Source organism: Microlunatus soli (genome assembly GCF_900105385.1).
GTDB classification, from domain to species: domain Bacteria; phylum Actinomycetota; class Actinomycetes; order Propionibacteriales; family Propionibacteriaceae; genus Microlunatus; species Microlunatus soli.
Map to the genome: position 1 here is coordinate 849417 of NZ_LT629772.1, position 26209 is coordinate 875625.

At 67.5% G+C, this 26209-nt stretch carries 20 protein-coding genes; 5 read left to right on the top strand and 15 right to left on the bottom strand.

The window, feature by feature from the left end; all coding sequences use genetic code 11:
* Positions 1-91: 91 nt before the first annotated feature.
* A complete protein-coding gene (gene uvrA / locus BLU38_RS04000) occupies positions 92-3259 on the bottom strand; it encodes an excinuclease ABC subunit UvrA (protein WP_172836068.1) in 3168 nt (1055 codons plus the stop codon).
* A 181-nt stretch (positions 3260-3440) separates the two neighbouring features.
* Here uvrA and BLU38_RS04005 point away from each other — a divergent pair, with 181 nt between their 5' ends.
* Together BLU38_RS04005 and BLU38_RS04010 are read left to right on the top strand one after the other, a co-directional pair.
* On the top strand, positions 3441-4196 hold the full coding sequence (locus tag BLU38_RS04005) for a maleylpyruvate isomerase family mycothiol-dependent enzyme (protein WP_091520228.1): 756 nt from the start codon (positions 3441-3443) through the stop codon (positions 4194-4196).
* A gap of 49 nt (positions 4197-4245) precedes the next feature.
* On the top strand, positions 4246-4905 hold the full coding sequence (locus BLU38_RS04010) for an MBL fold metallo-hydrolase (protein ID WP_091520232.1): 660 nt from the start codon (positions 4246-4248) through the stop codon (positions 4903-4905).
* A 107-nt stretch (positions 4906-5012) separates the two neighbouring features.
* Here BLU38_RS04010 and BLU38_RS04015 read toward each other — a convergent pair whose 3' ends face one another.
* From BLU38_RS04015 to BLU38_RS04025, 3 genes are all read right to left on the bottom strand, one after another.
* The gene (locus BLU38_RS04015; RefSeq protein WP_091520236.1) at positions 5013-5612 is read right to left on the bottom strand and encodes an SGNH/GDSL hydrolase family protein; all 600 of its coding nucleotides are present in this window, start codon (positions 5610-5612) and stop codon (positions 5013-5015) included.
* 165 nt (positions 5613-5777) lie between these two features.
* Complete coding sequence (locus BLU38_RS04020) at positions 5778-6425, bottom strand: NADPH-dependent F420 reductase (protein WP_091520239.1); 648 nt, start codon at positions 6423-6425, stop codon at positions 5778-5780.
* Between the two features lie 237 nt (positions 6426-6662).
* Positions 6663-7589: a CPBP family intramembrane glutamic endopeptidase gene (locus tag BLU38_RS04025; protein WP_091520242.1), complete on the bottom strand. Its 927-nt coding sequence runs from the start codon at positions 7587-7589 to the stop codon at positions 6663-6665.
* A gap of 135 nt (positions 7590-7724) precedes the next feature.
* Here BLU38_RS04025 and BLU38_RS04030 point away from each other — a divergent pair, with 135 nt between their 5' ends.
* Both BLU38_RS04030 and BLU38_RS04035 read left to right on the top strand, forming a co-directional pair.
* Entirely contained in the window at positions 7725-8954 is a 1230-nt protein-coding gene (locus tag BLU38_RS04030; protein ID WP_091531880.1) for a sensor histidine kinase, read from the top strand.
* Positions 8942-9580, top strand: coding sequence for a response regulator transcription factor (locus BLU38_RS04035; protein WP_172836069.1), 639 nt, complete (start codon positions 8942-8944; stop codon positions 9578-9580). Before BLU38_RS04030 ends, BLU38_RS04035 begins: the two co-directional genes overlap by 13 nt.
* A gap of 106 nt (positions 9581-9686) precedes the next feature.
* Here the strand turns inward: BLU38_RS04035 and BLU38_RS04040 are convergent, their stop codons facing one another.
* From BLU38_RS04040 to rpsA, 10 genes are all read right to left on the bottom strand, one after another.
* Positions 9687-11795, bottom strand: a complete 2109-nt coding sequence (locus BLU38_RS04040; protein WP_091520246.1) for a GxGYxYP domain-containing protein — start codon at positions 11793-11795, stop codon at positions 9687-9689.
* A gap of 176 nt (positions 11796-11971) precedes the next feature.
* Positions 11972-13282, bottom strand: coding sequence for an MFS transporter (locus BLU38_RS04045; protein ID WP_157683202.1), 1311 nt, complete (start codon positions 13280-13282; stop codon positions 11972-11974).
* A gap of 272 nt (positions 13283-13554) precedes the next feature.
* Positions 13555-14154 (bottom strand): dihydrofolate reductase family protein, encoded by a 600-nt coding sequence (locus tag BLU38_RS04050; RefSeq protein WP_091520254.1) that lies wholly within the window; start codon positions 14152-14154, stop codon positions 13555-13557.
* Positions 14155-14274: 120 nt separating this feature from the next.
* Entirely contained in the window at positions 14275-15150 is an 876-nt protein-coding gene (locus BLU38_RS04055) for a metalloregulator ArsR/SmtB family transcription factor (protein ID WP_091531884.1), read from the bottom strand.
* Positions 15151-15397: 247 nt separating this feature from the next.
* Positions 15398-16393, bottom strand: a complete 996-nt coding sequence (locus BLU38_RS04060) for a TerC family protein (RefSeq protein ID WP_091520258.1) — start codon at positions 16391-16393, stop codon at positions 15398-15400.
* Between the two features lie 286 nt (positions 16394-16679).
* On the bottom strand, positions 16680-18788 hold the full coding sequence (gene uvrB, locus BLU38_RS04065; RefSeq protein WP_091520261.1) for an excinuclease ABC subunit UvrB: 2109 nt from the start codon (positions 18786-18788) through the stop codon (positions 16680-16682).
* Between the two features lie 46 nt (positions 18789-18834).
* A complete protein-coding gene (locus BLU38_RS31320; RefSeq protein ID WP_197679988.1) occupies positions 18835-19965 on the bottom strand; it encodes a hypothetical protein in 1131 nt (376 codons plus the stop codon).
* Positions 19962-21383, bottom strand: coding sequence for a PrsW family intramembrane metalloprotease (locus BLU38_RS04075; RefSeq protein ID WP_157683203.1), 1422 nt, complete (start codon positions 21381-21383; stop codon positions 19962-19964). Before BLU38_RS04075 ends, BLU38_RS31320 begins: the two co-directional genes overlap by 4 nt.
* A gap of 186 nt (positions 21384-21569) precedes the next feature.
* Positions 21570-22181, bottom strand: coding sequence for a dephospho-CoA kinase (coaE, locus tag BLU38_RS04080; protein ID WP_091520269.1), 612 nt, complete (start codon positions 22179-22181; stop codon positions 21570-21572).
* 162 nt (positions 22182-22343) lie between these two features.
* Positions 22344-23864 (bottom strand): 30S ribosomal protein S1, encoded by a 1521-nt coding sequence (gene rpsA / locus BLU38_RS04085; RefSeq protein WP_091520272.1) that lies wholly within the window; start codon positions 23862-23864, stop codon positions 22344-22346.
* Between the two features lie 353 nt (positions 23865-24217).
* Here rpsA and BLU38_RS04090 point away from each other — a divergent pair, with 353 nt between their 5' ends.
* Positions 24218-24796 (top strand): GNAT family N-acetyltransferase, encoded by a 579-nt coding sequence (locus BLU38_RS04090; RefSeq protein WP_231920166.1) that lies wholly within the window; start codon positions 24218-24220, stop codon positions 24794-24796.
* A gap of 69 nt (positions 24797-24865) precedes the next feature.
* Here BLU38_RS04090 and murA read toward each other — a convergent pair whose 3' ends face one another.
* On the bottom strand, positions 24866-26173 hold the full coding sequence (gene murA / locus BLU38_RS04095) for a UDP-N-acetylglucosamine 1-carboxyvinyltransferase (protein WP_091531891.1): 1308 nt from the start codon (positions 26171-26173) through the stop codon (positions 24866-24868).
* Positions 26174-26209: the final 36 nt, after the last annotated feature.

Sequence of the window (26209 nt, forward strand, 5' to 3'; positions counted from 1 at the left end):
GCCGTCGGCTTCCGGATCGCTGACTACTCAATCATCTGGGTCAACGGAGTAGCACGCCGGATGGTTCGCCACCCACCGAGATCGGGGCTGATCAGCGGGCCGCGGCCGACTTCGTCGTGCTCCTCTTCGACGTCGCCTTCTTGGTGGTGCTCTTCTTCGTCGCCGCCTTCTGAGCCGCGGCCTTCCCGGCGGCAGTCTTCTGGGTCGCCGTCTTCGCTGTGGCCTTCTTCGGTGCAGCCTTCTTCGGTGGGGCCTTCCGTGCCCCGGCCTTCTTCGCCGCGGCCCGTTTCGCAGAATCGTTGGCAACCGACGCGCGGGCCGCCGACTTCCGGGGGCCGGCGACCGCCTTCGTCGCCACCGGCCGTCGAGACTCCGTTGCCGCCACCAACTCCGGCTGCGCGGGACCGACCGGCACCTCGCGGCCCTGCAGGACCTCGTTGAGGAACTGCCCGGTGTAGGACTCAGCCACCCGGGCGATCTCCTCCGGCGTCCCTTCGGCGATCACCGTGCCACCCCGGGAGCCACCCTCCGGCCCCATGTCGATCAGCCAGTCGGCGGTCTTGATCACATCGAGGTTGTGCTCGATCACCACGACCGTGTTGCCGGCATCGACCAGCCGGCCCAGGACACCGAGCAACTTGCGGATGTCCTCGAAATGCAGACCGGTGGTCGGCTCGTCCAGGACATACATCGTGCGGCCGGTCGAACGCTTCTGTAGCTCGCTGGCCAGCTTCACCCGCTGTGCCTCGCCGCCGGACAGGGTCGGCGCCGGTTGGCCGAGCCGGACGTACCCCAGGCCGACCTCGTTCAGCGTCTTCAGGTGTCGGGCGATCGCGGGGATGGCAGCGAAGAAGTCCACTGCTTCTTCGATCGGCATGTCCAGGATCTCGGCGATCGTCCGACCCTTGTAGTGCACCTCGAGGGTCTCCCGGTTGTACCGAGCCCCGTGGCAGACCTCGCACGGCACATACACGTCGGGCAGGAAGTTCATCTCGATCTTGATGGTGCCGTCGCCCATGCAGTTCTCGCAGCGGCCGCCCTTGACGTTGAAGGAGAACCGGCCCGGCTGATAGCCACGGACCTTGGCCTCCGGGGTGTCGGCGAACAGCTTGCGCATGTGGTCGAAGACGCCGGTGTAGGTGGCCGGGTTGGACCGCGGCGTACGACCGATCGGTGACTGGTCGACGTGGATGATCTTGTCGATCTCGTCGGCGCCGGTGATCGACTTGTGTTTGCCCGCTACGGTCCGTGCGTTGTAGATCCGCTTGGCCATCTCGGTGTAGAGGATGCCGTTGACCAGCGTCGACTTGCCCGAACCGGAAACCCCGGTGACAGCGATCAGCTGACCGAGCGGGAAGGACACGTCGATGTTCTTCAGGTTGTGTTCGTGGGCACCCTTGACCGTGATCGCACGACCGTCCCGCGCCCGACGACTGGCCGGCAGCGGGATCGACTTGCGCCCGGACAGGTAGGCACCGGTCAGCGACTCCGCACTGGCCAGCAGCTCGTCCACCGGACCGGACACCACCACGTGGCCACCGTGCTCACCGGCGCCCGGTCCGATGTCGACCGCCCAGTCGGCGGTCCGGATGGTGTCCTCGTCATGCTCGACGACGATCAGCGTGTTGCCGATGTCCCGGAGCCGGACCAACGTCTCGATCAGTCGCCGGTTGTCCCGCTGGTGCAGCCCGATCGACGGCTCGTCCAGGACGTAGAGCACCCCGGCCAGCCCGGAACCGATCTGGGTCGCCAATCGGATCCGCTGCGCCTCGCCCCCGGACAGGCTGCCGGTCGGCCGGTCCAGCGACAGATAGTCCAGGCCGACGTCCAACAGGAACCGGAGCCGCTCGTTGATCTCCTTGAGCACCCGCTCGGCGATCTGCTTCTCCCGCTTGCTGAGCTTCAGCGCGGCCAGGAACTGCGCGGCGTTGTCGATCGACATCGCCGCTACCTCGGCGATGTTCTTACCGCCGACGGTGACCGCCAGCGATGTCGGCTTCAGCCGGGCACCCTTACAGACCGAGCAGGGCACCTCCCGCATGTAGCCGGCGAACCGCTCCCGGGAGGAGTCCGACTCCGCCTCGGCGTGACGACGCTCGACGTAGGTCACGACGCCCTCGAACTTGGCGTTGTAGGACCGCTCCCGGCCGTACCGGTTCTTGTAGGAGACGTGCACCTGGCCGTCGACGCCGTGCAGCAGGAGCTTCTTGGCCCGCGCAGGCAACTCGTGCCAGGGCACGCTGGTGCTGAACTTGGCGTCCTTGGCCAAGGCCTCGATCAGCCGACCGAAGTAGTCGGCGACATGCATCCCGGTCCACGGCGAGATCGCTCCCTCATCCAGGCTCTTGTCCGGATCGGGCACCACCAGCTCCGGATCGACCTCCATCTTGGTGCCGATCCCGGAGCACTCCGGGCAGGCACCCCAGGGCGCATTGAACGAGAACTGCCGCGGCTCCAGCTCTTCGACGGAGATGTCGTGGTCGTTGGGACAGGCCATCTTCTCGGAATAGCGACGCTCCCGTCCCGGATCCTTCGGGTCCAGGTCGACGAAGTCGATCGACACCACACCGGCGGCCAGGGCCAGCGCTGTCTCCACCGAGTCCGTCAGCCGCTGCTTGGCGGACGGCTTGGCCGCCAGCCGATCGACGATGACATCGATGTTGTGCTTCTTCTGCTTGTCCAAGGTCGGCGGATCGGTCAGCTGGTGCAGCTCGCCGTCCACCCGGATCCGGCTGAAACCGCCGGTGCCGAGCTGGCGGAACAGATCGACATACTCCCCCTTGCGGCCGCGGACGACCGGCGCCAGCACCTGGAACCGGGTGCCGTCGGGCAGCCCGAGCAGCCGATCGACGATCTGCTGAGGTGACTGTCGGCTGATCGGCTCGCCGCAGACCGGGCAGTGTGGGTGACCGGCCCGGGCATAGAGCAGCCGCAGGTAGTCGTAGACCTCGGTGATGGTGCCGACGGTCGATCGCGGGTTGCGGTTGGTCGACTTCTGGTCGATCGAGACCGCCGGCGACAGCCCCTCGATGAAGTCGACGTCGGGTTTGTCCATCTGACCGAGGAACTGCCGGGCATAGGCCGACAGCGACTCGACGTAACGCCGCTGCCCCTCGGCGAAAATGGTGTCGAACGCGAGGCTCGACTTGCCCGAGCCGGACAGCCCGGTGAACACGATCAGCGCGTCCCGGGGTAGGTCGAGCGAGACGTCGCGCAGGTTGTGCTCTCGGGCACCGCGGATGATGAGTCGATCGGTCACGACGGCAACTCTAGGAGCACCCTCCGACATTTCCTCCGCGCCGTCGATCCATCGTCCGTTCCGAACCGGTCTGCTGTTTCTCAGGCGTCACATCCGTCGCAGACAACACAATCGCGACCGGATCCGGTGAGCCGGAGGGGAGCCGTTCGGCGCGACCTGCGGGGCGGTTAGATTGTCGGCCATGACACAGCCGAGCCGGCCGGACGCGGCCCCGCCGACCACCGACGTCGCCGAGGTGCGCGAGTTGCTCGATCGGGCTGACCGCCAGCTGCTGGGGGCGACCATCGCCGTCACCGACCAGGACTGGCGATCCGCGTCCGCCCTGCCCGGCTGGACGCGTGGCCATGTCGCGACCCACCTCAGCCGGCACGCCGACGCGTTCGCACGACTGGCGTCCGGGGCTCGGGCGGGCACCGACGAGGTGATGTATCCGGGCGACCGGGACGCCGAGATCGAGCAGGGTGCCGATCGCAGCGGACTGGAGATCCAGACCGATCTGGACACCAGTGTCGGGCGACTGGAACAGGAGTTCGAGCAACTGGCCGAGGCCGACGGGTGGCAGACCCCGGTCCAGTTGCGGCACGGCATCCGGGTGGCCGCCGAAGGGTTGCCGCTCGGCCGACTCTTCGAGGTCGTCGTGCACCACGTCGATCTCGATATCGGGATGACCGTCGACGACATCGATCCCGCGTTGGCCGAACACTGTCTGCGCTGGGCTGCGATCCGCCAGGGCGGTCGCACCGACTATCCGGCGCTCCGCCTGACCTGCTCGGACGGCGGGTCCGGCGCCGAGGTGACCGTCGATGTCGGTGCGACACAGTCCGCCGATCCGATCGTGGTCAGTGGGCCGGCCAACCGGCTGCTCGGCTGGCTCACCCAGCGCTCGGGTGCCGAAGGTCTGCGCGGGGACGTGCCGACCCTGCCGACCTTCGGCTGAGCCGACCAGCAGCAGAACCGAGCCCTGAGCATTCGAGGAGGACACCGAGATGACCGGACGAGGACATGTCGAACCGGGCGGACAACCGCTGGTCGAGCAGCTGTCGCCCGAGCTGACCATGATCAAGATGTCGGTCGGGCCGATGGACAACAACGCCTATGTGCTGCAGCCCCGGACCGGCGCCCCGGTGTTGATCGACGCTGCGAACGACGCCGACCGTCTGGTCGCCGCGGCCGGCGACCCGCCGCCCGGAACGATCGTCACCACACATCGCCATCATGATCATTGGCAGGCTCTGGCCGATCTCACTGCGCGGTGGAGTCCTCAGTTGTACGCCGGATCCCCTGACCTGGAAGCGATCCAGCAGGGTGCCGGCGTCCGTGACGTCACCGGAGTCTGGGACGCCGACGAGATCCCGATCGGCGACGAACGGCTGGAAATCCTCGGTCTGGTCGGCCACACTCCAGGGTCGATCGTGATCATCTACCGTGGCGACGTCACCCACCTGTTCACCGGTGACGGCCTGTTCCCCGGTGGCGTCGGAAAGACCGGCTCGGCCGCCGACTTCACCTCGCTGATCGAAGACGTCGAACACAAGATCTTCAACGTCTTCGAGGACGACACCGTGATCCATCCCGGCCACGGCGACGACACCACGGTCGGCCGGGAGCGCCCGCATCTGGACGAATGGCGGTCGCGCGGCTGGTGATCGGTCCGCGCCCGTTCCTGGTCGCAGTCCACTCCTGGTTCAGGGCCCTCACGATTCAGCGCCCTCAGTTTCGGGCGGCGGACACGGCTCCGGTGCGAGGTCGCTGATCAAGCCTGAACGGCGGCCAGCCAGAGCCGGGCGATCTCGTCGTGCCCGATCGCGGTCGGATGCACACCGTCCTCGGCCAACTCGGCCGCACTGCTCGCCGCGGCCAGCTTGTTCAGCTCGGCGTCCAACGCGACCACCGGTGCACCGAACTCGGTCGCCAGCCGATGGACGGTCTCGATCCGGGGCGCCAGATCCTCCCGCCACGCCGTTGCCTGCTCCTCGGTGACCGGCAGTACGAAGGGTTCCAGCAGGACCAACCCGGCCCCGGTGTCGGTGATCCGCGTGGCGATGTCGCGATAGCTGCGTTCGAAGTCTTCTGCCGACGTCGGATCGTCGCGGTCGAAGCGCCGCCAGGTGTCGTTGATCCCGATCATGATCGACACCAGATCCGGCCGGTGTGCCAGCACGTCGTCGGCCAGCCTGGCCTGCAGATCGACGGCACGGTTGCCGCCGACACCGGAGTTGATCACCGTCTGCTCGGACAGCCGGTCGGCCAGCCGACGGACATAGCCGGTGCCGAGGGCGTCCGGGTCGCCGAATCGGCCGGCGTCGGTGATGCTGTCGCCGTAGCAGACGACAACGCTGTCGGGCTTGATCATGAAGCTCCTGAGCTCGTGAGGTCGGCGACCACCTGCCGTGGCCGCATCGACCCTACCGGCACAGGCTCGTCCACCACCAGCAGCATTCCATGATCACGCCCTTGCGATGATCAGAGGCACTCGATGATTTCCAGCAGACGGACGGCACGCCGCCGGCGAGGTCGATCACATGTCGCGATAGCGCTGTGCCTTGGCGATGCCGTCCCGGAGTCCCGCGAGATCGAGCGGCGCGACGTAGGCCGGGGTGTCTCGCTGGATCCGCCATCCTTCGGCCAGTGGTCCGAGGTCCAGCACGTCGAAGCCGATCGCATCGATGAACGCCGCCACCCGATCCTTGGCCGACTGATCGTCGCCGGCGACGATCAACGCCCGCCGGTCGGCGGTCCCCCGCGCTGATGCCGCCGAGATGATCTCCGCCGCCCGGATGTGATTGAACGCCTTGACCACCCGCGCTCCGGGCAACTGACGCTGCAACAACTCGCTGGTGGTCGTCGATTCGTCGTCCAGCTCGGCGATCCTGCCGTCCCGCTGCGGATAGTAGTTGTCGGCGTCGATCACGATCTTGCCGTCGAAGTCGGCTGGATCGAGCGCGCCGATCGCCTTCAGCGGGATCGCGACCAACACCAGATCAGCTGCCGCAGCGGCCTCGGCGACGGTTCCCGCCGTCGCTCGCGGCCCGAGCTCGGAGACCAGGTCCCGCAGACTCTCCGGCCCCCGCGAGTTGGCGATCACGACATCGTCGCCGATGCCGATCGCCGCCCGAGCCACCACGCTGCCGATGTTTCCTGAACCGATGATTCCGATCGTTGCCATGCCAGGTCCAACACGATCGACGCGATCGACTATTCCCTCGGCCTCTCAGCCCGTTACGGCCGGACGCCGCGACTCCTCGTGTCCTGCACCCGAAATCCGCTACACAATTCGAGCGCCTGGAGCAGCAATCTGCTGCGTTGGCGTCGGCTGACATCCACCCGGTAAGCGCACCTCCGCCGCCTTGCAGCTCACTACTCCAGACGACCGACTTACGCACCGCATTTCGGGTGCAGGACACTAGCCGAAGGCGGGACCGCTCCAGCCGAGCCGACCGCGGGTGACGACCACCAGGATCAGTGCCGCGATACCGGCCGTGATGCCGATACCGTGGGTGATCGCCGCGTGATCCATGGTCGGGAAGACGCCGGACCAGACCACCGACGCATAGGTGTTGATCGAGCTGTGCAAGATCATCTGCAGCGGCAGGCTCTGGTTGGTGCGGTTGAAGACCCAGGTCATCACGATGCAGATCGCCATCGCGGTGCCGACGAACTCGATCACGTCGACGATCCGCACATTCGGCCAGTTCCCCCAGCTGGTGAGGAACAACGGCAGATGCCAGCAACCCCACAGCGGCCCGAGGATCAGGCTGCCGCCGAGCGACCCGAAGCGAGGCTGCAGCTTCGGCAGTGCGAAGTCCCGCCAACCCGGCTCCTCGGCGAGCCCGGTGGTGACCATCTGCAGTGCGAGCATCGGCAGGTAGACCAGCAGCACCGACACGGCGGGCAACTGGACATCACGACCGCCGGACAGCAACAACCCGATCACCGTCAAGGACAGCGGGACGCCGGCGATCACCGCCAGATAGGCGCGCCAATCGACCCGCCAGCGACGGAACCGGCCGAGCCATTCCGCCAGTCCCGCACGGCCGGAGCTGATGGCGGTGACCAGGAACGCCGAGACGATCGGGCCGAGGTAGGCGCCGGGCAGCATGCCGAGCAGTTGCGTTGTCCCGAGCACGGTCGGGAAGTCGAAGTCCCAGATGCCCAGTCCACTGCGGGACAGGACGTACGGGATCCAGGCCAGCCAGCTGAGCCCGAAGGCCAGCACGAAGAAGCTGATCACCGGCCGACGGCTGATCAGGGCGCGGAGGTCGCCCGCCCTCGGCACGGGTGCGGACTCGGTGGTCAGGTCCGGAATTCGATCCGGCAGCTGTGTTGTCATGGAGACGACGCTACGAAGTGATCTTGGTCGGCACAGTCGGGCCGAACACCATCCGATGGTGTCGCACGGTCCACCATCGACAGGGCAGCCGGCCCCCTCGTCGGTGTGCCGGGCACCGGGCAGGATGGACCCATCATGAAGTCCTGGATCACCCGTGCAGCCGCGGCGACCGGCAGCCTGCTGGCCGGCCTGGCCACCGCGCTGCCGGCGCTCTTCGCGCTCGCCCTGCTGCCGCTGCTGCTGGTGTTGCTGCCGTTCGTTCCCGATGCGATGCGACCGGTGCGAGCATTGGCGGACCGGGAACGGAGCCGGCTCTCGACGTCGGGCCGGCCGGTGCTCCGGCCGTATCGACCGATCCCCCCACCATCGACATCCCGGAGCCACGCTGCAGCCGTCCGGACGGTGTTCTCCGACCCGGCGACCTGGCGCGACCTGATCTGGCTGCTGACACACGGTCTCGGTTGGACGATCACCACGGTCCTCGCGGTCGCGCTCTGGCCGGCGGTCCTGGTCAGCCTGGTGCTGCCGATCATCTGGCAGGCGTATCCGCCCGGCACGTTCACCGCGATGTTGATCTTGATCCGGAATTGGCCGCAGGCGCTCACGCTGCCATTCCTGCAAGCGATCTGCTATGCCGCACTGGTGCTGTTCGTGGTGCCACCGGTGACGCGCTGGTGGATCGGCATCGGCCGTTCGTTGCTGCGGCCGACCTCGCAAGCGGCGCTCACCGGCGAGCTGCAGCGGGTCACCGAGACGCGGACGGCGGCCCTGGAATCGCACGGCGCCGAGCTGCGGCGGATCGAACGCGATCTGCACGACGGCGTACAGGCGCAGTTGGTCAACATCTCGGTCCGGTTGGGACTGGCGGATCGCGCGCTCCACAGCGACCCGGCTGCCGCCGGTCCGTTGATCACCGATGCGCGGACCGGCATCGAGGAAGTACTCGGCGAACTGCGCGGCATCATCCGCGGGATCTATCCGCCGATCCTCACCGACCGCGGACTGGCCGGCGCCATCCGCGCGCTGGCGGTCGGCCGGGACTTCCCGGTCGAGGTACGGATCGCCGACGACCTGCCGCGATTGCCCGCACCGGTCGAAGCGGCGGCCTACTTCGTCGTCGCCGAGGCGCTGACCAACACCACCAAGCACGGCGCGGCCCGATCCGCGACGGTGATCATCGCCGAGGCCGACGGCCTGCTGCTGATCACGGTCGGCGATGATGGCCGTGGTGGCGCCGACGAGACGCGCGGCACCGGGCTGATCGGGATCCGTCGTCGGGTCGCAGCCCTGGACGGACGCTTCGCCCTGGACAGCCCGGCAGGCCGTGGAACGACGATCGAGGTGAGGTTGCCGTGCGAATCGTGATCGCCGAGGACAACGCGCTGCTCCGCGAGGGGATCGTGATGTTGGTGCAGAGCGCCGGCCACCAGGTGGTCGGCTACGCCGCCAGTGGTCCCGAGATCGTGCCGACCTTGATCGAACAGCGGCCCGACATCGCCGTCCTGGATGTTCGGATGCCGCCGTCCTTCTCCGACGAAGGCCTGCGCGCGGCGATCGAGGTCCGCGAACAGCTGCCCGGTCTGCCGATCCTGGTGCTCAGCCAATACGTCGAGCAGGCGTTCGCCCGCGAGCTGCTGGCCGCCGGCGCAGAAGGCACCGGCTATCTGTTGAAGGACCGGATCGGCCGGGTCGAGGAATTCCTCGATGCCTTGGAACGGGTCGCAACCGGCGGCACCGCACTGGACCCCGAGGTGGTCTCCCAGCTGATGGGCCGGCGGAGCAGCCCGCTGGACGGACTGACACCGCGGGAACGGGAGGTCCTGGAACTGATGGCGCAGGGGCTGGACAATCCCGCGATCGCCCGCCAGCTGGTGATCACCGAACGCGCCGTCACCAAACACACCGGCAACATCTTCCGAAAACTCGACCTGCCGGCCACCGACAGCGGCCACCGTCGCGTCCTCGCCGTCCTGGCCTTCATCAACGCCTAGGGCGGGACCGCTGCTCCCCCGTTCCACCCCGCCGCACCGTTTCGGTAGCTCCGCACCGGGTGTGCAGGGTGCGGATGTACCGAAACGGTGCGGCGTGTGGGGGTGATCAGCGGTGTGGCGGGACGGCGACGCCGGTGCTGGACGAGCTCGCGCGGCGGGTGGTTGCCGCAGCTGCCGGAGCGGGCTTCGGGTCGTCGGTCTGCCGCAATAGATCGAAGAAGACGTCGCCGAGCACCACCTGGTAGCGGTCGTCGTCGGCCAGCAGTGCACCGAGTTCGGCGACATCGGTCGGGGTCCAGTTCCAGGCGTTGACGCCGCCGGCGATGAAGAACGGGGCCGAACCGTCCCAGCCGGCGGCGTACTCGTCCATCCCGGCCTTGAACTCGGCTGCGTCGCCGGCCGGGCTGAAGTTCCTGATCACCGGCAGCTCGCCGCCGGTCACCACGCCGCCACGGCCCGACGACTGGATGATCCCCCGCAGACCGGTGTGGGTGCGGTAGATGTCCAGCACCTCGTCGGTGAACGGGATCGAACCGTCACCGTTGCTGTAGGCGTACACCAGGTCGAGCCCGGTTTCGCGCAGATAGCGATCGGTCACGTCGGCGTACTCGGTCAGGCTCTTGCTGTCCGGCCAGGAGACCGGGTAGGTGTAGCCGGCACCGGACGGGCCGCAGATCAACAGGTCGTTGTCGGTCGCGGTCTGCTGGAAGTAGCGGTAGATCGCCGGGCCGGCGTCGGCCAGCACCGGGCTGATCGTCCAGTTGGTCGGCACCTTGCCGCGGTCCGGGTTGTCCCACAGCTCCCGCAGATGCCGCTGGCAGTACTGGATGTTGTCGCCCTCGCCGAAGGTCAGCGTCAGATAGATCTTGTTCGCCGGCTTGCTCGGCGCCGGCGTGTTGATCTTGGACGAGATCTTCGCCGGCACTCCGCCGTGCACGGTGCCGTTGGCGTAGAAGTCGGCAGCGAACACCTCGACCCGCTTGGTCGCGGCAAGATCGACTCCACCCCACTCGCCGGCCACGTCGTTGGAGAACCAACCCAGGTACGGCGTGGTGCTGGCTGTGCTGCCGAAGATCTCGGCGAGCAGTTCCCCGGGCGCACCGTTGGGATCCAGCCAGACCAACATCGCCTTGGTCGCCACCACGTAGTCACGGAAGTACGGGAACGGCTCGACCCGGGTCGGAGCGGTATCGGTCGCGGTGATCAGGTACTGGTTCCAGATGTCGACGGTCACGGTCAGCTCGGTGGTCCCGGCCGGCGGCTGGAAACGGTAGATCCAGTAGTTGCCGCCGTCGGCGAACCGGTTCTGCTCGCCACCGATCGACGACGTGCTGGCAAAGAGGAACTCCTCCTCTTCGGTCGTGTCGGGCAGGAAGTCGGCGATCACCGTGCCGTCGGCGGTGGCCTTGACCGAGGCCACCGAGGCACCCCACCCGTCGTTGCCGAAGGCGTCGGCGAATCGGACGTAGACCGCCTCGCCTCCGAGCTCGGCACTGACGTCGAGGGTCAGCGTGGTCCGGTTGGAGGAGTCCCGGATCTGCTCGGTCTCCCGAGCGACCTCACGCCAGGTGACGCCGTCAACGGCGACGGTCCGGGTCGGCGGCAGCCCGGTCAGCAGCCGCTGCTCGCAGTGCGGCCACAGATTGTCCAGCTGCCAGCGGTAGATCGCGACCTTGTCCTGACCGGTGAACCGACCGCGCAGGTCCTCCACGATCTTCAGCCCGTAGGTCTCGGCCTGCTCCGCGGTGGCGACCACAGCGTTGCGGAGGCCGGCCAGAGTGGTCGCGACGTTGATGGTGTCGGGCACGTCGGGGTCGTAGAGGATCGCCCCGGCGACCCGGGCGGCGTACTTGTCGATCAAGGTCCGCGGATCGTCGTGCCAGCGGCTGCCGGCGAAGTCCTGCAGCCAGGTCAGGTCGGCGGTGTCGTCACCCTTGTCGTAGTTGAAGTAGAGCTCCGGCCGAGTCCTGTTGACGATCCCCTGCAGGGTGGTCAGCAGAAGTTGATCTTCACCGGGCAACTCGGCGATCGAGCCCGCCTGCAGCCGGCCCGGAACGGCGAAGCGGGGCAACAACCTGCCTGGCTGCCACTGCACACCCGATGGCGATGCAGCGGCGGTCCCGGTGCTGGCGATCATGCTGCCGCTCCCGGCAGTCAGGGCGATCCCGGCGAGGACGGTGGCATTGGTTGCAAGAAATCTCCGACGGCTGACCATGTCATGCCTCCTTCGGTCCGAGCGGGGGACGCCAGACCGTACGACAACTCTGTCGCTGAGGAAGCTAGCACGAACCAGCACTCCATGGAAACGTCTCCACGCCCGCGATGAACGCACCGTGCGGCGCTGTCGACGGGGTCTGCCGGTCGGGTGTGGGTGCAGCCTGCTCGGCGTCGTCAGACCCGAGCCGGTACGGTGCCGGCGGCTGTCAGCCGGGCCCAGCTGCGTTGACAGCCGATCGCCACCAGGCAGCTGGCGCCGACCGCGATCGCGGCACCGCTGAACGACCAACCCAGTCCCCTGCTGTCGATCAGGACACCGGCCAGCGCGGTGCCGACCGCGGCGCCGACCTGGGTCACCGAGGACAGCATCGACTGCGCCTCGTTCAGACGATTGGACGGAGTCAATTGATCCAGCAGGCCCTGCTGCATGATCAAGGTCGGCGCGATCGTCAGACCGGTGCCGAAGAGCAGGGGCAACAGCAGCCACAACGGCGGCTTGCCGCTGCCGACCATCAACGCGATGCCGACCAGCAGCACCGAGAACGTGCCGGTGGTGATCATCACGGCCTGCCGCTCCGGCAGCCGCCAGTTGCGAGCTCCGAAAATCAGCCCGCCGACGGTGCTGCCGCCGGCGATCGCGGTGAACAGGATGCCGACCCGGTCGGTGCCGCCGAGCAGTTCGCCGGCGGTCCCGGCCAGCGAGGTGTCCAATTGGCCGAAGCCGATGCTCATCGCCAGCATCACGCCGAGCACCGCGGCGACGCCGGGAACGGTGATCGCGGAGCGATGATGCCGGACGGGGATACCGGTGTCCGAAGACTGGGTCTGAGGCTGGTTTCGGGCCGGTCGGGAACGGCGAGCGGCCGCCGTTCGGCAGTAGCCAACCCCTCCGGCCGCCATGCAACCGGCCGCAACCAGCACCGGCACCACCGGCGAGGACAGGGCCAGCAGGGCCGACAACAGCAGAGGGCCGAGCACGAAGAGCAACTCGACAGCGGTCGCGTCCAGAGCGAAGGCGACCCGCCGCGAGGCCGGGTTGGGGAAGACCACCCGCCAGGCCGTACGGATCGCCGGGCTGATCGGCGGGAACGCGACCCCGGCCAGGCCGGCCATCATGATCAACACCGCCAGCGGCGCGCCGGCTACGGTCGCCAGCGCGTCGCCGGCCAGCAGCGCCGCCGAGGACAATGCGGTCGGCAGTAGGATCCGGACCTGACCGGCCCGGTCCATCATCCGTCCCCAGAACGGGGTGCCGATCGCACAACCGATCGCGAAGGCGCCGGTCACGACCCCGGCGATGCCGTACGCGTTCCGTTCGGACTCGACCAGCACCAGCAGTCCGAGCGGCGCCATCGCGATCGCCAGCCGGGCCACCACCGCGGTCAGGAAGGGACTGGCTGCCGGCCGGTAGCGCAACAGCCGGCCGTAGGCCCGTAGGCCGCTGCCGAGATCGTGCTCGGCCGCCTCATCACCCAGGTTCGTCATCTCCGGATGATCATCGCACCCCGGATTGTCGGCGGCCAATCCGGTTCGCCCGATCGAGACGGTCGGCAACATCCACGGCCGATACCCCCGGACGACCTGCCCGCCGGGTTCGCCGACCGCGGACGGACCGCCACACGTGTTGCCATATCGCCCTCGTCCGCCCCCGGCAGTCCGGACGGATCGCCCCACGTGTTACCACATCGTCCTTGGGTCGTGGGAACGTCGGGGCCGAGTTCGCGGTGCGCTGCGCCCCGGCGGCGTGTCCGGACCGGTCAGCGGATCCGGTCGTAGACCAGGCTGATGGTGCCGTCCTCGCCGGCCGCATTGCTCACCAGCGCCCACTTTCCCGCCGGCAGCCCGTCCTCGAACAGCCGGGCTCCGCCACCGACGGTCTCGGGGAAGATCATGAACGCCAGCCGGTCCACCCGGTCGGCGGCCAGCAGGGCCTTGATCACGCTGGCGCTGGCGAAGACGACGATGTCGCCGCCGTCCTCGGCCTGCAGCTCGTCCACGACCTCCGGCGCCGGCCGATCCAGGATCCTGGTCCGCTGCCACGGCGCCTCGGTGAGGGTGTGGGAGAGCACCACCTTGTCCGCGTCGACCAGCCAGCGGGCGTAGCCGCGGTCGCGTTCATCGGCATTCGGATCGTCGGCAACGGTCGGCCAGAAGCCGAGAAAGCCTTCGGCGTTGACCCGGCCGAGCAGCGCGGTGCTGGCCGGCTTCCACAGCTCGGTCAGATGATCACGGGCGACGTCGCTGATCGCGTACGGCATCAGCCAGGCCATGTCCGTCGCTCCACCCGGGCCGGCGTACCGGCCGTCCAGGGTGAGGCTGATGTTGGTGACGACGCGACGAGTGGTGTTGGTGGACATGGGAGTTACTCCTTCTGCGGGAACTTGAGGAATGTGTTGAGTGGTTCGATCGGTCGGTGGTACGCGGCCGCGACGGATCAGGATGGACGGACCGAGGCCGATCACGACACGGCGACCGGATCATTTCTGCTCGGCGTTGATCAGTGCTGCGAGACGGTCGAGCGACTGGTTCCAGCCGAGCTCGATGCCGGCGATGAAATCGGCGGATTCGACGACGCTGTCGTCGATCCGGAAGCGGACGTCCAACTCGGTCGTGACGGGTTCAGGTCGGGACGGATCTCCCGCCGACGCTCCGCCCGGAGCGTCGCGATGGTCGGCCAGGGTGACGGTGTAGTCCGCGGTGAACGCGACCGCTCCGGTCGGCAGCAGCGGCGACAGCCGGAAGCCGATCCGTTCACCGTCGACGACGGACCGGACCACGCCCTCGGCGCGGCCGACCAGTCCGTCGACGCCGGTCCGATCGGCAGCGTCGGCGTACTCCTGGATCACGCGTCCGCCCGGGACCGCCTCGAAGATCAAGCGCGCGACCCGCAGGTGGTCCGGCACCCACCACCGGGCCATCCGATCGGCCTCGGTGACCGCCGCCCACACCGTCTCGCGCGGCGCCGCCAGCCGACGCCGGAAGCTGAAGCTGCGGCCGTCCGCCCAGCGGTGGGCCGTCGCGGACGCCAACTCCTCGGCCAGCGACGCACCGTAGTTGTCGAAGTCGGCGCGGACCGTGCTCTGTCGGTCGGCACCGTCGGCGAGCCGACCGAGTCGCACGGCCAGATCACGCAACGGTCCGGCCTCCAGCGCGAAGATCTTGCGCTGGCCGGACCGCTGCGAGACCACCAGGCCGGCGCGCTCGAGGGTCTGCAGATGCTTGGTCGCCTGCGGTTGACGTAAGCCGACCTCGTCGGCGATCACGCCCACCGACTGCGGACGGTCCGCGAGCGCAGTCACGATCCGCCAGCGGGCCGGGTCGGCCAGCGCCGCCAGCGCTGAGTTCTGCTCCATGACCAGAATCATTCCCTATGAAGAATATTCTTGTCAAGGAATATCTCTGATCGGTTCCGTCTCCCGCATCGTCACGGGTCGGGTCGAACCGCCGGTGCCTGCTGAGTCGAGGCCCTGGACCTGCTGATTCGAGCCTCTGAGCCTGGCGTGCCGAGGTCCCTGAGTCTGTCGAAGGGCCGCGTCCCACTCCGCCGGCGAGCCGAGCAGCGAGTTGCGGTCCTTCGACGAGCTCAGGACCCGGAGGTCGTCAGTTGCTCGGCTGGGCGGCCGTGGAGTCGGCGTCCCGCTTGGACTTGATCAGGCTTGCCACGGTGGTGACGGCGAGCGTCACGATGATCACCGTGAGCGACAACCAGATCGGGATGTCGAGGGAGAACGGGATGTGCAGCTTCTCGTCCAGGTGGTACTCGTGCATCGCGTGGAAGACCAACTTCACGCCGATGAAGGCGAGGATGATCGAGAGTCCGACCGACAGGTAGACCAACCGCTTGAGCAGTCCGCCGATCAGGAAGTACAGCTGCCGCAGCCCCATCAGCGCGAACACGTTGGCGGTGAAGACCAGGTACGGCTCCTGGGTCAGGCCGTAGATCGCCGGGATCGAGTCCAGGGCGAACAGCAGGTCGGTGCTGCCCAGCGCGATGATCACGAACAGCATCGGGGTGATCAGTCGCCTGCCACCCTCGCGGATCGTCAGCTTGGTGCCGTGGAACTCTTCGGTGGAAGGCATCCGACGCTTGACCAACCGCATCAGCGGGTTGTCCGGAGCGTCCTCCTCGTCCTCACCCTTGCGATAGTCCAGGTACAGCCGGATCGCGGTGTAGATCAGGAAGGCGCCGAAGATGAAGAAGACCCAGCTGAACAGACTGATCAGCCCGGCCCCGAGGGCGATGAAGACACCGCGGAACAGCAGCGCGAGCAGGATGCCGACCAGCAATGCGTACTGCTGATACTGCCGGGGCACCTTCAGTTTGGTCATGATGATCACGAAGATGAACAGGTTGTCCACCGACAAGCTGTACTCGGTGAGCCACCCGGCGAAGAACTCCCCGGCGTACTGGCCACCGGAGACCAACCAGACACCGAGCCCGAACAAGATCGCCAACGCGACGAAGACGCCGATGAACAGGCCGGCTTCCTTCATGGACGGCTCGTGCGGCCGGCGACCGATCACGAAGACGTCGAAGCCGAGGATGAGGACCATCACACCGACGGTGATGATCCAGGCATAGAGATGTACGTCCACCCGTTAGACCTTTCGAGAGCTCTGAGTGCGAACATGCGCTTACCTCAGAGGTCTCTTCCGCCGAGCTGCTGCAGCATCGCAGCAGACCGACCGCCGGCACCGGGTGCTGTGTCCGCCGACCAGAACTGGTCGACGGCCTGTCCGTGATGACGATGCCGTCGCGAAGGAATACTCCCCTCCGTCGTCCAGTGTCCCACTCCGGGTACGCCCCGGGGAAATCCTGACCCGGCGCTGTGGCGAGACTCGCGTTTCGGTTCGGAACCGATTCCGATTCGCCCATCCGGGCTCAGCGATTGGCCTCCACCATCTGCCGCAGCTCCCGCTTCAGCTCCGACATCTCGTCCCGCAATCGGGCGGCCACCTCGAACTGCAGATCCGCGGCTGCGGTGTGCATCTGTTCGGTGAGCTCCTGGACCAGCTGGGCCAGATCGCCGGCCGGCATCCCGGCGGTCTTGCGGGCCTGCTCGACGGCATCGGCACCGAGGTTGGGGGTCGGCGACTTGCGGTCCTTGCCGGCCCGCTTACCCATCGAGGTCCCGGCCAGCATGTCGTCGGTGTCGGCGTCCTCGCGGGCCAGCATGTCGGTGATGTCGGCGATCTTCTTCCGCAGCGGAGTCGGGTCGATCCCGTGCTCCTTGTTGTAGGCCAACTGCTTGTCCCGGCGCCGGTTGGTCTCGTCGATCGCCGCGGCCATCGACGGGGTGATCTTGTCGGCATACATGTGGACCTGACCGGACACGTTACGAGCGGCCCGGCCGATGGTCTGGATCAGGCTCTTGTCGCTGCGCAGGAAGCCTTCCTTGTCGGCGTCCAGGATGGCGACCAGCGACACCTCGGGCAGGTCGAGTCCCTCGCGCAGCAGGTTGATCCCGACCAGCACGTCGTACTCCCCCATCCGCAGCTGGCGGAGCAGCTCGATCCGGCGCAGGGTGTCGACCTCGGAGTGCAGGTAACGGGTGCGGATCCCGTTCTCCAGCAGATAGTCGGTCAGGTCCTCCGACATCTTCTTGGTCAACGTGGTGACCAGCACCCGTTCGTTCCTGTCGGCGCGGGTCCGGATCTCGCCGATCAGGTCGTCGATCTGCCCCTGGGTCGGCTTGATGATGACCTCCGGGTCGACCAGACCGGTCGGCCGGATGATCTGCTCGACGACGCCGTCGGTGCGGGCCAGCTCGTAGTCCCCCGGGGTCGCCGACAGATAGACGGTCTGGCCGATCCGCTCCACGAACTCCTCGAACCGCAGCGGCCGGTTGTCCACCGCCGACGGCAGCCGGAAGCCGTGATCGACCAGCGTTCGCTTACGGGAGGCGTCGCCCTCGAACATGCCACCGATCTGCGGCACGGTGACGTGCGATTCGTCAATGACCAGCACGAAGTCCTCGGGGAAGTAGTCCAGCAACGTGTTCGGCGGCTCGCCCGGTGACCGGCCGTCCATGTGCATCGAATAGTTCTCGATCCCCGCACAGGTGCCGATCTGGCGCATCATCTCGATGTCGTACGTGGTACGCATCCGCAGCCGCTGGGCCTCCAGCAGCTTGTTCTGGCTCTCCAGCTCACCGAGCCGATGCTCCAGCTCGGCCTCGATCCCGTCGATCGCCCGGGCCATCGTGTCCGCGCCGGCCGAGTAGTGGCTGGCCGGCATCAGGATCGCCTCGTCGTCCTCGGAGATGATCTCCCCGGTCAGCGGATGCATCACCATCAGCCGCTCGATCTCGTCGCCGAAGAACTCGATCCGGACCGCCATCTCCTCATACTTCGGGAACACCTCGAGAGTGTCGCCACGGACCCGGAACGTGCCCCGCGCGCCGGACAGGTCGTTGCGCGCGTACTGGATGTTGACCAGTTGACGCAGCAGGTCGTCGCGGTCGATCACCTGCCCGACCTTGAGCATCACCGCCAGCCGCAAATACTCTGCGGCGCTGCCCAGACCGTAGATCGCCGACACGGTCGCAACCACGACGGTGTCCCGCCGGGTCAGCAGCGAGTTGGTCGCCGAGTGCCGGAGCCGCTCGACCTCCTCATTCAGCGAGGAGTCCTTCTCGATGTAGGTGTCGGTCTGCGGGATGTAGGCCTCGGGTTGGTAGTAGTCGTAGTAGGAGACGAAATACTCCACCGCATTCTTCGGGAAGAACTGGCGCAGCTCGTTGGCGAACTGGGCGGCCAGTGTCTTGTTGGGCTGCATCACCAGCATCGGCCGCTGCAGCCGCTCGGCCAGCCAGGCGACGGTCGCGGTCTTCCCGGTGCCGGTGGCGCCGAGCAGAACGATGTCCTGCTCGCCGCCGTTGATCCGGCGCTCCAGGTCGTCGATCGCCGCCGGCTGGTCGCCGGAGGGCGCGAACTCGCTCTGCACCTGCAGCGGGTGGACGGTGCGCTGCAGTTCTTCGATCGGACGCATGAGACAGACTGTATGCCCGACCTCTGACAGCCCTTCGGTCGACGGCTCAGAGCATGGTCTTCCAGACCGAGGTCACCATCTCCTGGAAGTCGGTGTTCAGTGCGTCGGTGTCGGTCTGGGACGTGTACCAGGTGGTCACCACCGAGGCCAGTCCGTCCTCCCGGACCGCGACCACCGAGGTAACGGCGACCGTCGTGGTCCCCTGGCTGCTGGAATCCACGTACTGCATGCTCTGCGATGCGGCCTTCAGCTTGCTGGTGCCGGTGTCGATCGACGACGCGGACCCCTTTTTGACGCCGCTTTCCTCCTCGCCGAGCTGGTCCAGCCAGGTGTCCAGGACCTGCTCCGGATCGGCGCTGCCACCGACGTCGACGCACTGCGCACTCGCCTTTGCCACGAGTTCACTGTTGGTCATCGAGACCAGCGACGACTTCTTGGTCTGAACCTTCCACCCGCTCGGCGGGGTGACCTCGCAGCCACCACCGATCGGGAGCGACGTGCCACCACCTTCGGATCCACCCGAATCGGTCGGCTCGTCCGACGGCTTCTCCGACGGCGGACTGCTCGGCTGCTCGGACGGCTGGCTGGACGGGTCCTGCTCCGGCGGTCCCTGGGCGGTCGGCACTCCCGACCCCGGTTCGATCGTCGAACCCGCGCTCCTGTTGCCGGTCACCGCGCTGATGATCAGCGCGATGATCACCACCAACACCACCAGGCCGCCGACGATCGCCAGGATCAGTCCGGTGCTCCGCTTGCGTGGGCCGCCGCCCGAACCGCCCGGTCCGCCGCCGCCCGGTGGCTGTTGACCGTAGCCCTGCTGCCCATATCCCTGCTGCCCGTAGGGCTGCTGGCCGTAGCCCTGCTGCCCGTAGCCCTGCTGCCCGTACGGCTGCTGTTGCCCGTAGGCCTGTTGGCCCGGTTGGCCGTAGCCCTGCTGCTGGCCGGGCTGACCATAGCCGGGTTGTTGCTGCTGGCCGGGTTGTTGCTGCTGGCCCGGGTGACCGTACGGTCCGGGCTGGCCCGGCTGACCGTAACCGCCCTGCGGCTGGCCCGGCTGACCGTACTGTCCCTGCTGACCTTGCTGACCCGGACCTTGCGGTCCTTGCTGGCCGAACTGGCCCTGCTGACCTCGCTGTCCGTCACCGGGCTGCTGCGGATTCGCCCACGGGTTACTCATGCCTGCCCCCGGTTCTGGTCGCCGGAATCATTGCGGTTCACCCGCGGCGGGGTGACCTGCGATGACGGATGGACATCGGACTGCTGCGGATCGTCGGCGCCCGCCGACGCGTGCCGCGCCGGCCGATCGGGCTCGACCGACCGATCAGGATCGGCCGTCCGAGAGGGACTTGTGGCCTGGGCGGGACTCGTCTGGGTCGGGCCCGCTGATGGTGCAGAACCGGGGGCAGATCCGTTGGGCTGCGCCGGGCTCATCGTCGCCGATCCCGTCCGAGTGGCTGCTGGCTCCGACCCTGCCGGCGCCGCGCCGCGTCCGGTCGAACCGGTGGCCAGGGCGATCCGGTCCGGCAGATCGGACCGCGACTGCTGCCGGTTCCCGATCCGGACGGCCGTTCCGCAGGCGTTGCAGAACGACGCCCCCGGCACCAGCGGCATCTCACAGCTGGCGCAGAACATCAGCTCGCCGTCGTCGCCGACACTCTCGTCATTGCGTGCTACCCGTTCCAGGGCGGCTTCCATCAGCCCCAGGTGCAGGACGTTGCGGACCCGCAGGATGAGGACCCCGAGGATGATCAGGCCCCACAGCAGCGTCAGCATCAGTCCCTGGGTGGCCGGCAGGTAGGACAGCAGGTAGGCGCCGACCTGATAGGCGATGTTGGCCAGGATCGCCTCGGCGAGGCCACGGAAGTAGCGCGGCGTGAAGCCGTCGTATCCCTTGCCCAGTCCGGAGAACTCCGCCGCGGCGATGCCCGCCGCGGTGCCCATCAGCAGCGGCTTGACGAAGCCTTCCAGGAAGATCAACGCGACCCAGCCGGCTGCGTTCCCGCTGTCGACGAAACCTCCGAAGAGGGCCTCCCGGTGCCGCACCAAGGTGTCGAAAGTGGCGTAGGCGACGCCGGAGATGACGCCGAAGGTGAGACCGTCCATCAGGTCGTCGAACTTCGGGCGGCTGGCCAGGTAGATCGGTCCGGCCTGAGTGATCAACTGAGCGACGATCGGCACCAGCACACCGACCAGCAGCAGTGTTCCGACCTGAGGCCCTTGGGCCAGCCCGCCGCCGTAACTCACCACGTCGGCCAGCGGTGCACGCCAGGAGGTCCAGAGGATCGTGAACGCCAGCGCCAACACGCCGGTGGCGAGGAAGGCCGCGACGGTGACCAGCACCGGCTCGTCCTCCCAGAGATTGACGTCGTAGAGATAGACGATGTAGACGATCGGGATCGCGAACGCTGCCACCAGGATGGCGACCGGCAGCGCACCGAAGATCGCTGCGACCAGGGCGACAGCCAGACCGATGGCCAGTGCGATCCGGTAGGTCTGCGGGTGCTGGCCGGTCCCGCGCGGCATGATCGTCGAGATCAGCGCGAACGAGGCCACCGGCTCGTCGGGCTTGACAGCGAACGATTTCTTGCGCGCCATGTCCGGTGACCTGAGATCGAGTCCACAGATCTGACAGAAATGCGCGACCTCGGCCGTCTCCGCGCCACACCGGGTGCAGGTCACGGGATCCTCCTCGGGTGGTCGGGTGTCGCCAAGCAGCGGGACACCAGGTTGGCCCATCGACGGTCCATTCGGACGTCCGGCGATGACATTCGGGGCAAGAACTTACCGTGTTCCGGTGACACGGCCGACGACCGCCGCGTACGCCGCGGCGACTCGAGTCCGGAGATCTTCGTCGTCGGGTCCGCTGTTGTCGATCACCAGGTCGGCGGCCGCGAGCCGGTCCTCCCTGCTGGCCTGGGCCGAGATCCGGGCATCGGCCTGCGCGGCGTCGATCCCGTCACGTTGCATCAGCCGCTGCCGTTGGATCTCCTCCGACGCGTCGACGACGATCACGGCATCGAAGTCGTCGGACTGGCCGGTCTCGACCAGCAGCGGGATCATCTGGACGACGACGGCGTCCGGCTCGGTCGCGGCCTCCAGTTCGTCGGCGCGCCGACGTACGGCCGGGTGGATGATCGCCTCCAGGTCCGCTCTGGCCTCGGCGTCGCCGAAGACGATCCGGCCGAGCGCAGGACGGTCGAGTCGTCCGTCGGTGATCACCCCGTCACCGAAGCGTTCGATGATCTTGGACAGACCCTCGGTGCCGGGCTCCACGACGTCACGCGCGAGCTGATCGGAGTCGATGACCACCGCACCGCAATCGGCCAGGATCGCCGCCACCGTTGACTTCCCTGATGCGATCCCACCGGTCAGTCCGATTCGAGTCCGTGCCATGGCTGCACTCTATCCAGCGGTGTGCCCGGCGGCCTGGCCACGCAGTCACCGCACGATCGCGGGTCGCGCCACGACAACGACGAAGCGGCCCCTCACCAACTGGTGAGAGGCCGCTTCGTTCGAAGATCATCGCGATGATCGGGATCGATCATCGCTCCATGATCAGTTGCCGCCGGTCAGCTTCTCCCGCAGAGCCTGCAGCGCCTCGTCGGAGGCCAGCGAACCCTCGGGATCCTGCGGAACGACTGCCGCCGGGCGGGAGGCTGCCGCGCCACCGCCGGTGCTGCCGTTGCTGCCGGACTCACCGTCGGTGGAGCCGCCGGAGGAGTACGACGCCGGTGCCTCGGCCGCCGCGCCCTCGGCCGCCTCGGCCTCGGTGACCTGCTTCTTGTGCTGCTCCCAACGGGCCTGAGCCTCGGCGTACTGGGACTCCCAGGCCGCCCGCTGCTCGTCGTAGCCCTCGAGCCACTCGCCGGTCTCCGGATCGAAGCCCTCCGGGTACAGGTAGTTGCCCTGGTCGTCGTAGCTGGCCGCCATCCCGTACAGCGTCGGGTCGAACTCGTCGGAGTTCACGTCGATGCTCTCGTTGGCCTGCTTCAGCGACAGCGAGATCCGGCGACGCTCGAGATCGATGTCGATGATCTTGACCATCACCTCGTCGTTGACCTGGACGACCTGCTCCGGGATCTCGACGTGACGCTCGGCGAGCTCGGAGACGTGCACCAGACCCTCGATGCCCTCCTCGACCCGGACGAACGCACCGAACGGCACCAGCTTGGTGACCTTGCCCGGAACGATCTGACCGATCTGGTGGGTGCGGGCGAAGGCCTGCCACGGATCTTCCTGGGTCGCCTTCAGCGACAGCGAGACCCGCTCGCGGTCCATCTCGACGCTGAGCACCTCGACGGTGACTTCCTGGCCGACCTCGACAACCTCGGACGGGTGGTCGATGTGCTTCCAGGACAGCTCCGAGACGTGCACCAGGCCATCCACACCGCCGAGATCGACGAAGGCGCCGAAGTTGACGATCGAGGAGACCACACCCTTGCGGATCTGGCCCTTCTGCAGCTGGGTGAGGAAGTTCTGCCGGACCTCGGACTGGGTCTGCTCCAGCCAGGCGCGACGGGACAGCACCACGTTGTTGCGGTTCTTGTCCAGCTCGATGATCTTGGCCTCGAGCTCCTGACCGACGTACGGCTGCAGGTCCCGGACCCGACGCATCTCGACCAGCGACGCGGGCAGGAAGCCACGCAGACCGATGTCGATGATCAGACCACCCTTGACGACCTCGATCACCGAACCGGTGACCACGCCGTCCTCTTCCTTGATCTTCTCGATCGTGCCCCAGGCGCGCTCGTACTGAGCCCGCTTCTTGGAGAGGATGAGGCGACCTTCCTTGTCCTCTTTCTGCTGGACCAGGGCCTCGACCTCATCGCCGACGCTGACCACCTGATGCGGGTCCACGTCGTGCTTGATGGAGAGTTCCTTGGAGGGGATCACACCCTCGGTCTTGTAGCCGATGTCGAGAAGGACTTCGTCTCGATCGACCTTGACGACGGTGCCGGTGACGATGTCACCGTCGTTGAAGTACTTGATGGTCTTGTCGACTGCTTCGAGGAACTCTTCGGGCGAGGAGAAGTCGTCGATCGCGACCTGCGGGGCTGCCTCAAGGGAGGACGTCATGTAGTAGGGCTCCGATTATGGATGAGTGGGTTGTACGGTGTGCCGCAGCCTGATTTCACACCCCGGCGGGACGATCGACTCACCGTCGTTCGACCGTCGAGAGGCGAGCGAGACCTACTCCGTCCGAAGTCTGCGCAGACCACAGCGACATTACAGCTTAACGTTGCGCCGAGAAGTCGGTCAATTCCGTTCCGCCGTACTCCTCCGTATCTGTGTCGAACGCATCCGGCCGACCGTTCATTCCGCCTGCGGAAGCACCGAGCAGTGGTTCCCCCGACCGCAAGCGGCGCGGGTTGTCCACTGCACGGCAAATCCGCGGGACCGACGGCACGCTTGCTGGCTACCATCTGCCGGTGACCTCCATCGACTGGCCCGTCTGCACCGAGCGACTGGCGTTGCGTCCGTACACGCCGGACGACCTTGATCCCCTCTGGGCGTTCGAACAGTTGCCGGAGGTGCAACGCTGGCTCGGTTGGGCACCACACACCCGCGACGAGCTGCGCGACGCGATGGAGTCCGAGACCAGCACCACAACCCAGGTGATGGTGCTCCTGGATTCGACGCTGATCGGCCACGTGATGATCATGCCCAGGGACAGCTGGGCACAGAAGGATGTCGCCGAGCAGGCCAAGGGTCTGGAGGCCGAGCTGGGCTGGATGTTCGATCCGGCGTACGGCGGGAAGGGCTACGCGACGGAGGCGATCCGAGCCGTCGTCGGGGTGTGCTTCGACTCCTTGAAGCTGCGCCGGGTGCATGCCGGCTGCTTCGCCGACAACGCCGCCTCCTGGCGGCTGATGGAACGGCTCGGGATGCGCCGCGAGGAATTCAGCCGGGCCACCGCGCTGCACCGCGACGGCAGCTGGCACGACGGGATGAGCTACGGGATACTCCGCGCGGAGTGGACCGAGGCCGGTGCCGCCGAGCCGGCCTGATCCTGCCGTCGCCGATCCGGTCGATGCGCAGCAGCCACCGGCGCACCATCGGTGCTCGAGATCCTGGGCTCAGACCTCGTGGCTGATGAGCGACAGGCCGAGGGCGTTGAACTGTTCGACCGGCCGGTGGTAGCCGCGTTCGATGTGGTGCACGCCGCGCAGGGTCGACGGGCCCTCGGCGACGGCCGCCGCGAGAACGGCAGAGAAGCCGGCCCGGATGTCGGGCATCGTCACGTCGCCACCACGCAGCTTGGTGACGCCGCGGACAACGGCCGAGTGCACGGCTGCGGTGTCGTGATAGCGGCAGGCAGCGCCGCCGAGGCAGGTGTCGTAGGTCTCGATCTCGGCACCCATCCGCTGCAGCGCCGGCACGTAGGCGAGCCGGTTCTCGTACACCGTCTCGTGCAGCACCGACATCCCGTCGGCCTGGGTGAACAGCACGATCAGCGGGGTCTGCCAGTCGGTGGCGAAACCGGGATGAGTGTCGGTGTGCACGGCCGCCGGTCGCAGCCCGTTCGGCGCCGAGGCCATGATCCAGTCGTCGGTGATCTCGAACTCCGCGCCCATCCGGGCCAGCGTGGTGATCGCGGTGACCAGCCGATCCTGTGGGCAGCCGTGGACCCGGACCTCTCCCCCGGTCACCAGGCCGGCGACCAGGTAGGAGAACGCCTCGATCCGGTCGCCGTCCAGCTTGGTGGTGGCCGGATTGAGCCGGTCGACCCCGTCGATCACGATCCGCCGGTCCGGTGCGAACGAGATCCGGGCGCCCATCCGCTGCAGGAACAGCGCCAACTCCACGATCTCCGGCTCGGTGGCGGCATTGCGGATCACGGTGCGGCCCTTGGCCAGCACCGCCGCCAGCAGCGTCGTCTCGGTGGCCCCGACACTCGGATACGGCAACTCGATCCGGGTGCCGACCAGCCGGGTCGCCTTGGCGTGGATGCCGTCGACCTCGATCCGCACCTCCGCTCCGAAGGCACGCAACGCGTTGACGTGGAAGTCGACCGGCCGACGGCCGATCGGGTCGCCGCCGACCAACGGAACGAAGGCCTCGCCGGCCAGGTGCAACAGCGGTCCGAGCATCAGGATCGGGATCCGGTTCAGCCCGGAGAACGCCTTGCCGACGCTCGGTTCGGTGACCGGCCCCGGTACCACGGTGATCTCGCCGTCGTTGCGCTCGACCGTCATCCCGATGTGTTCCAGCATGCCGGCGGTGATCCCGACCTCGCCGACGTCGGGGGCGTTGCGGATCGTGCTCGGGCCGCTGCCCAACATCGCGGCCACCATGTGTTTACTGACCGCGTTCTTCGCCCCGCGGACGGTGACGTCGCCGCGCAACGGTCCGGACGGCTCGATCTCCCACACCTTCTCGATCACGTCCGCACTGTAGTCGCCGGATCCGGTCGCTGCCTG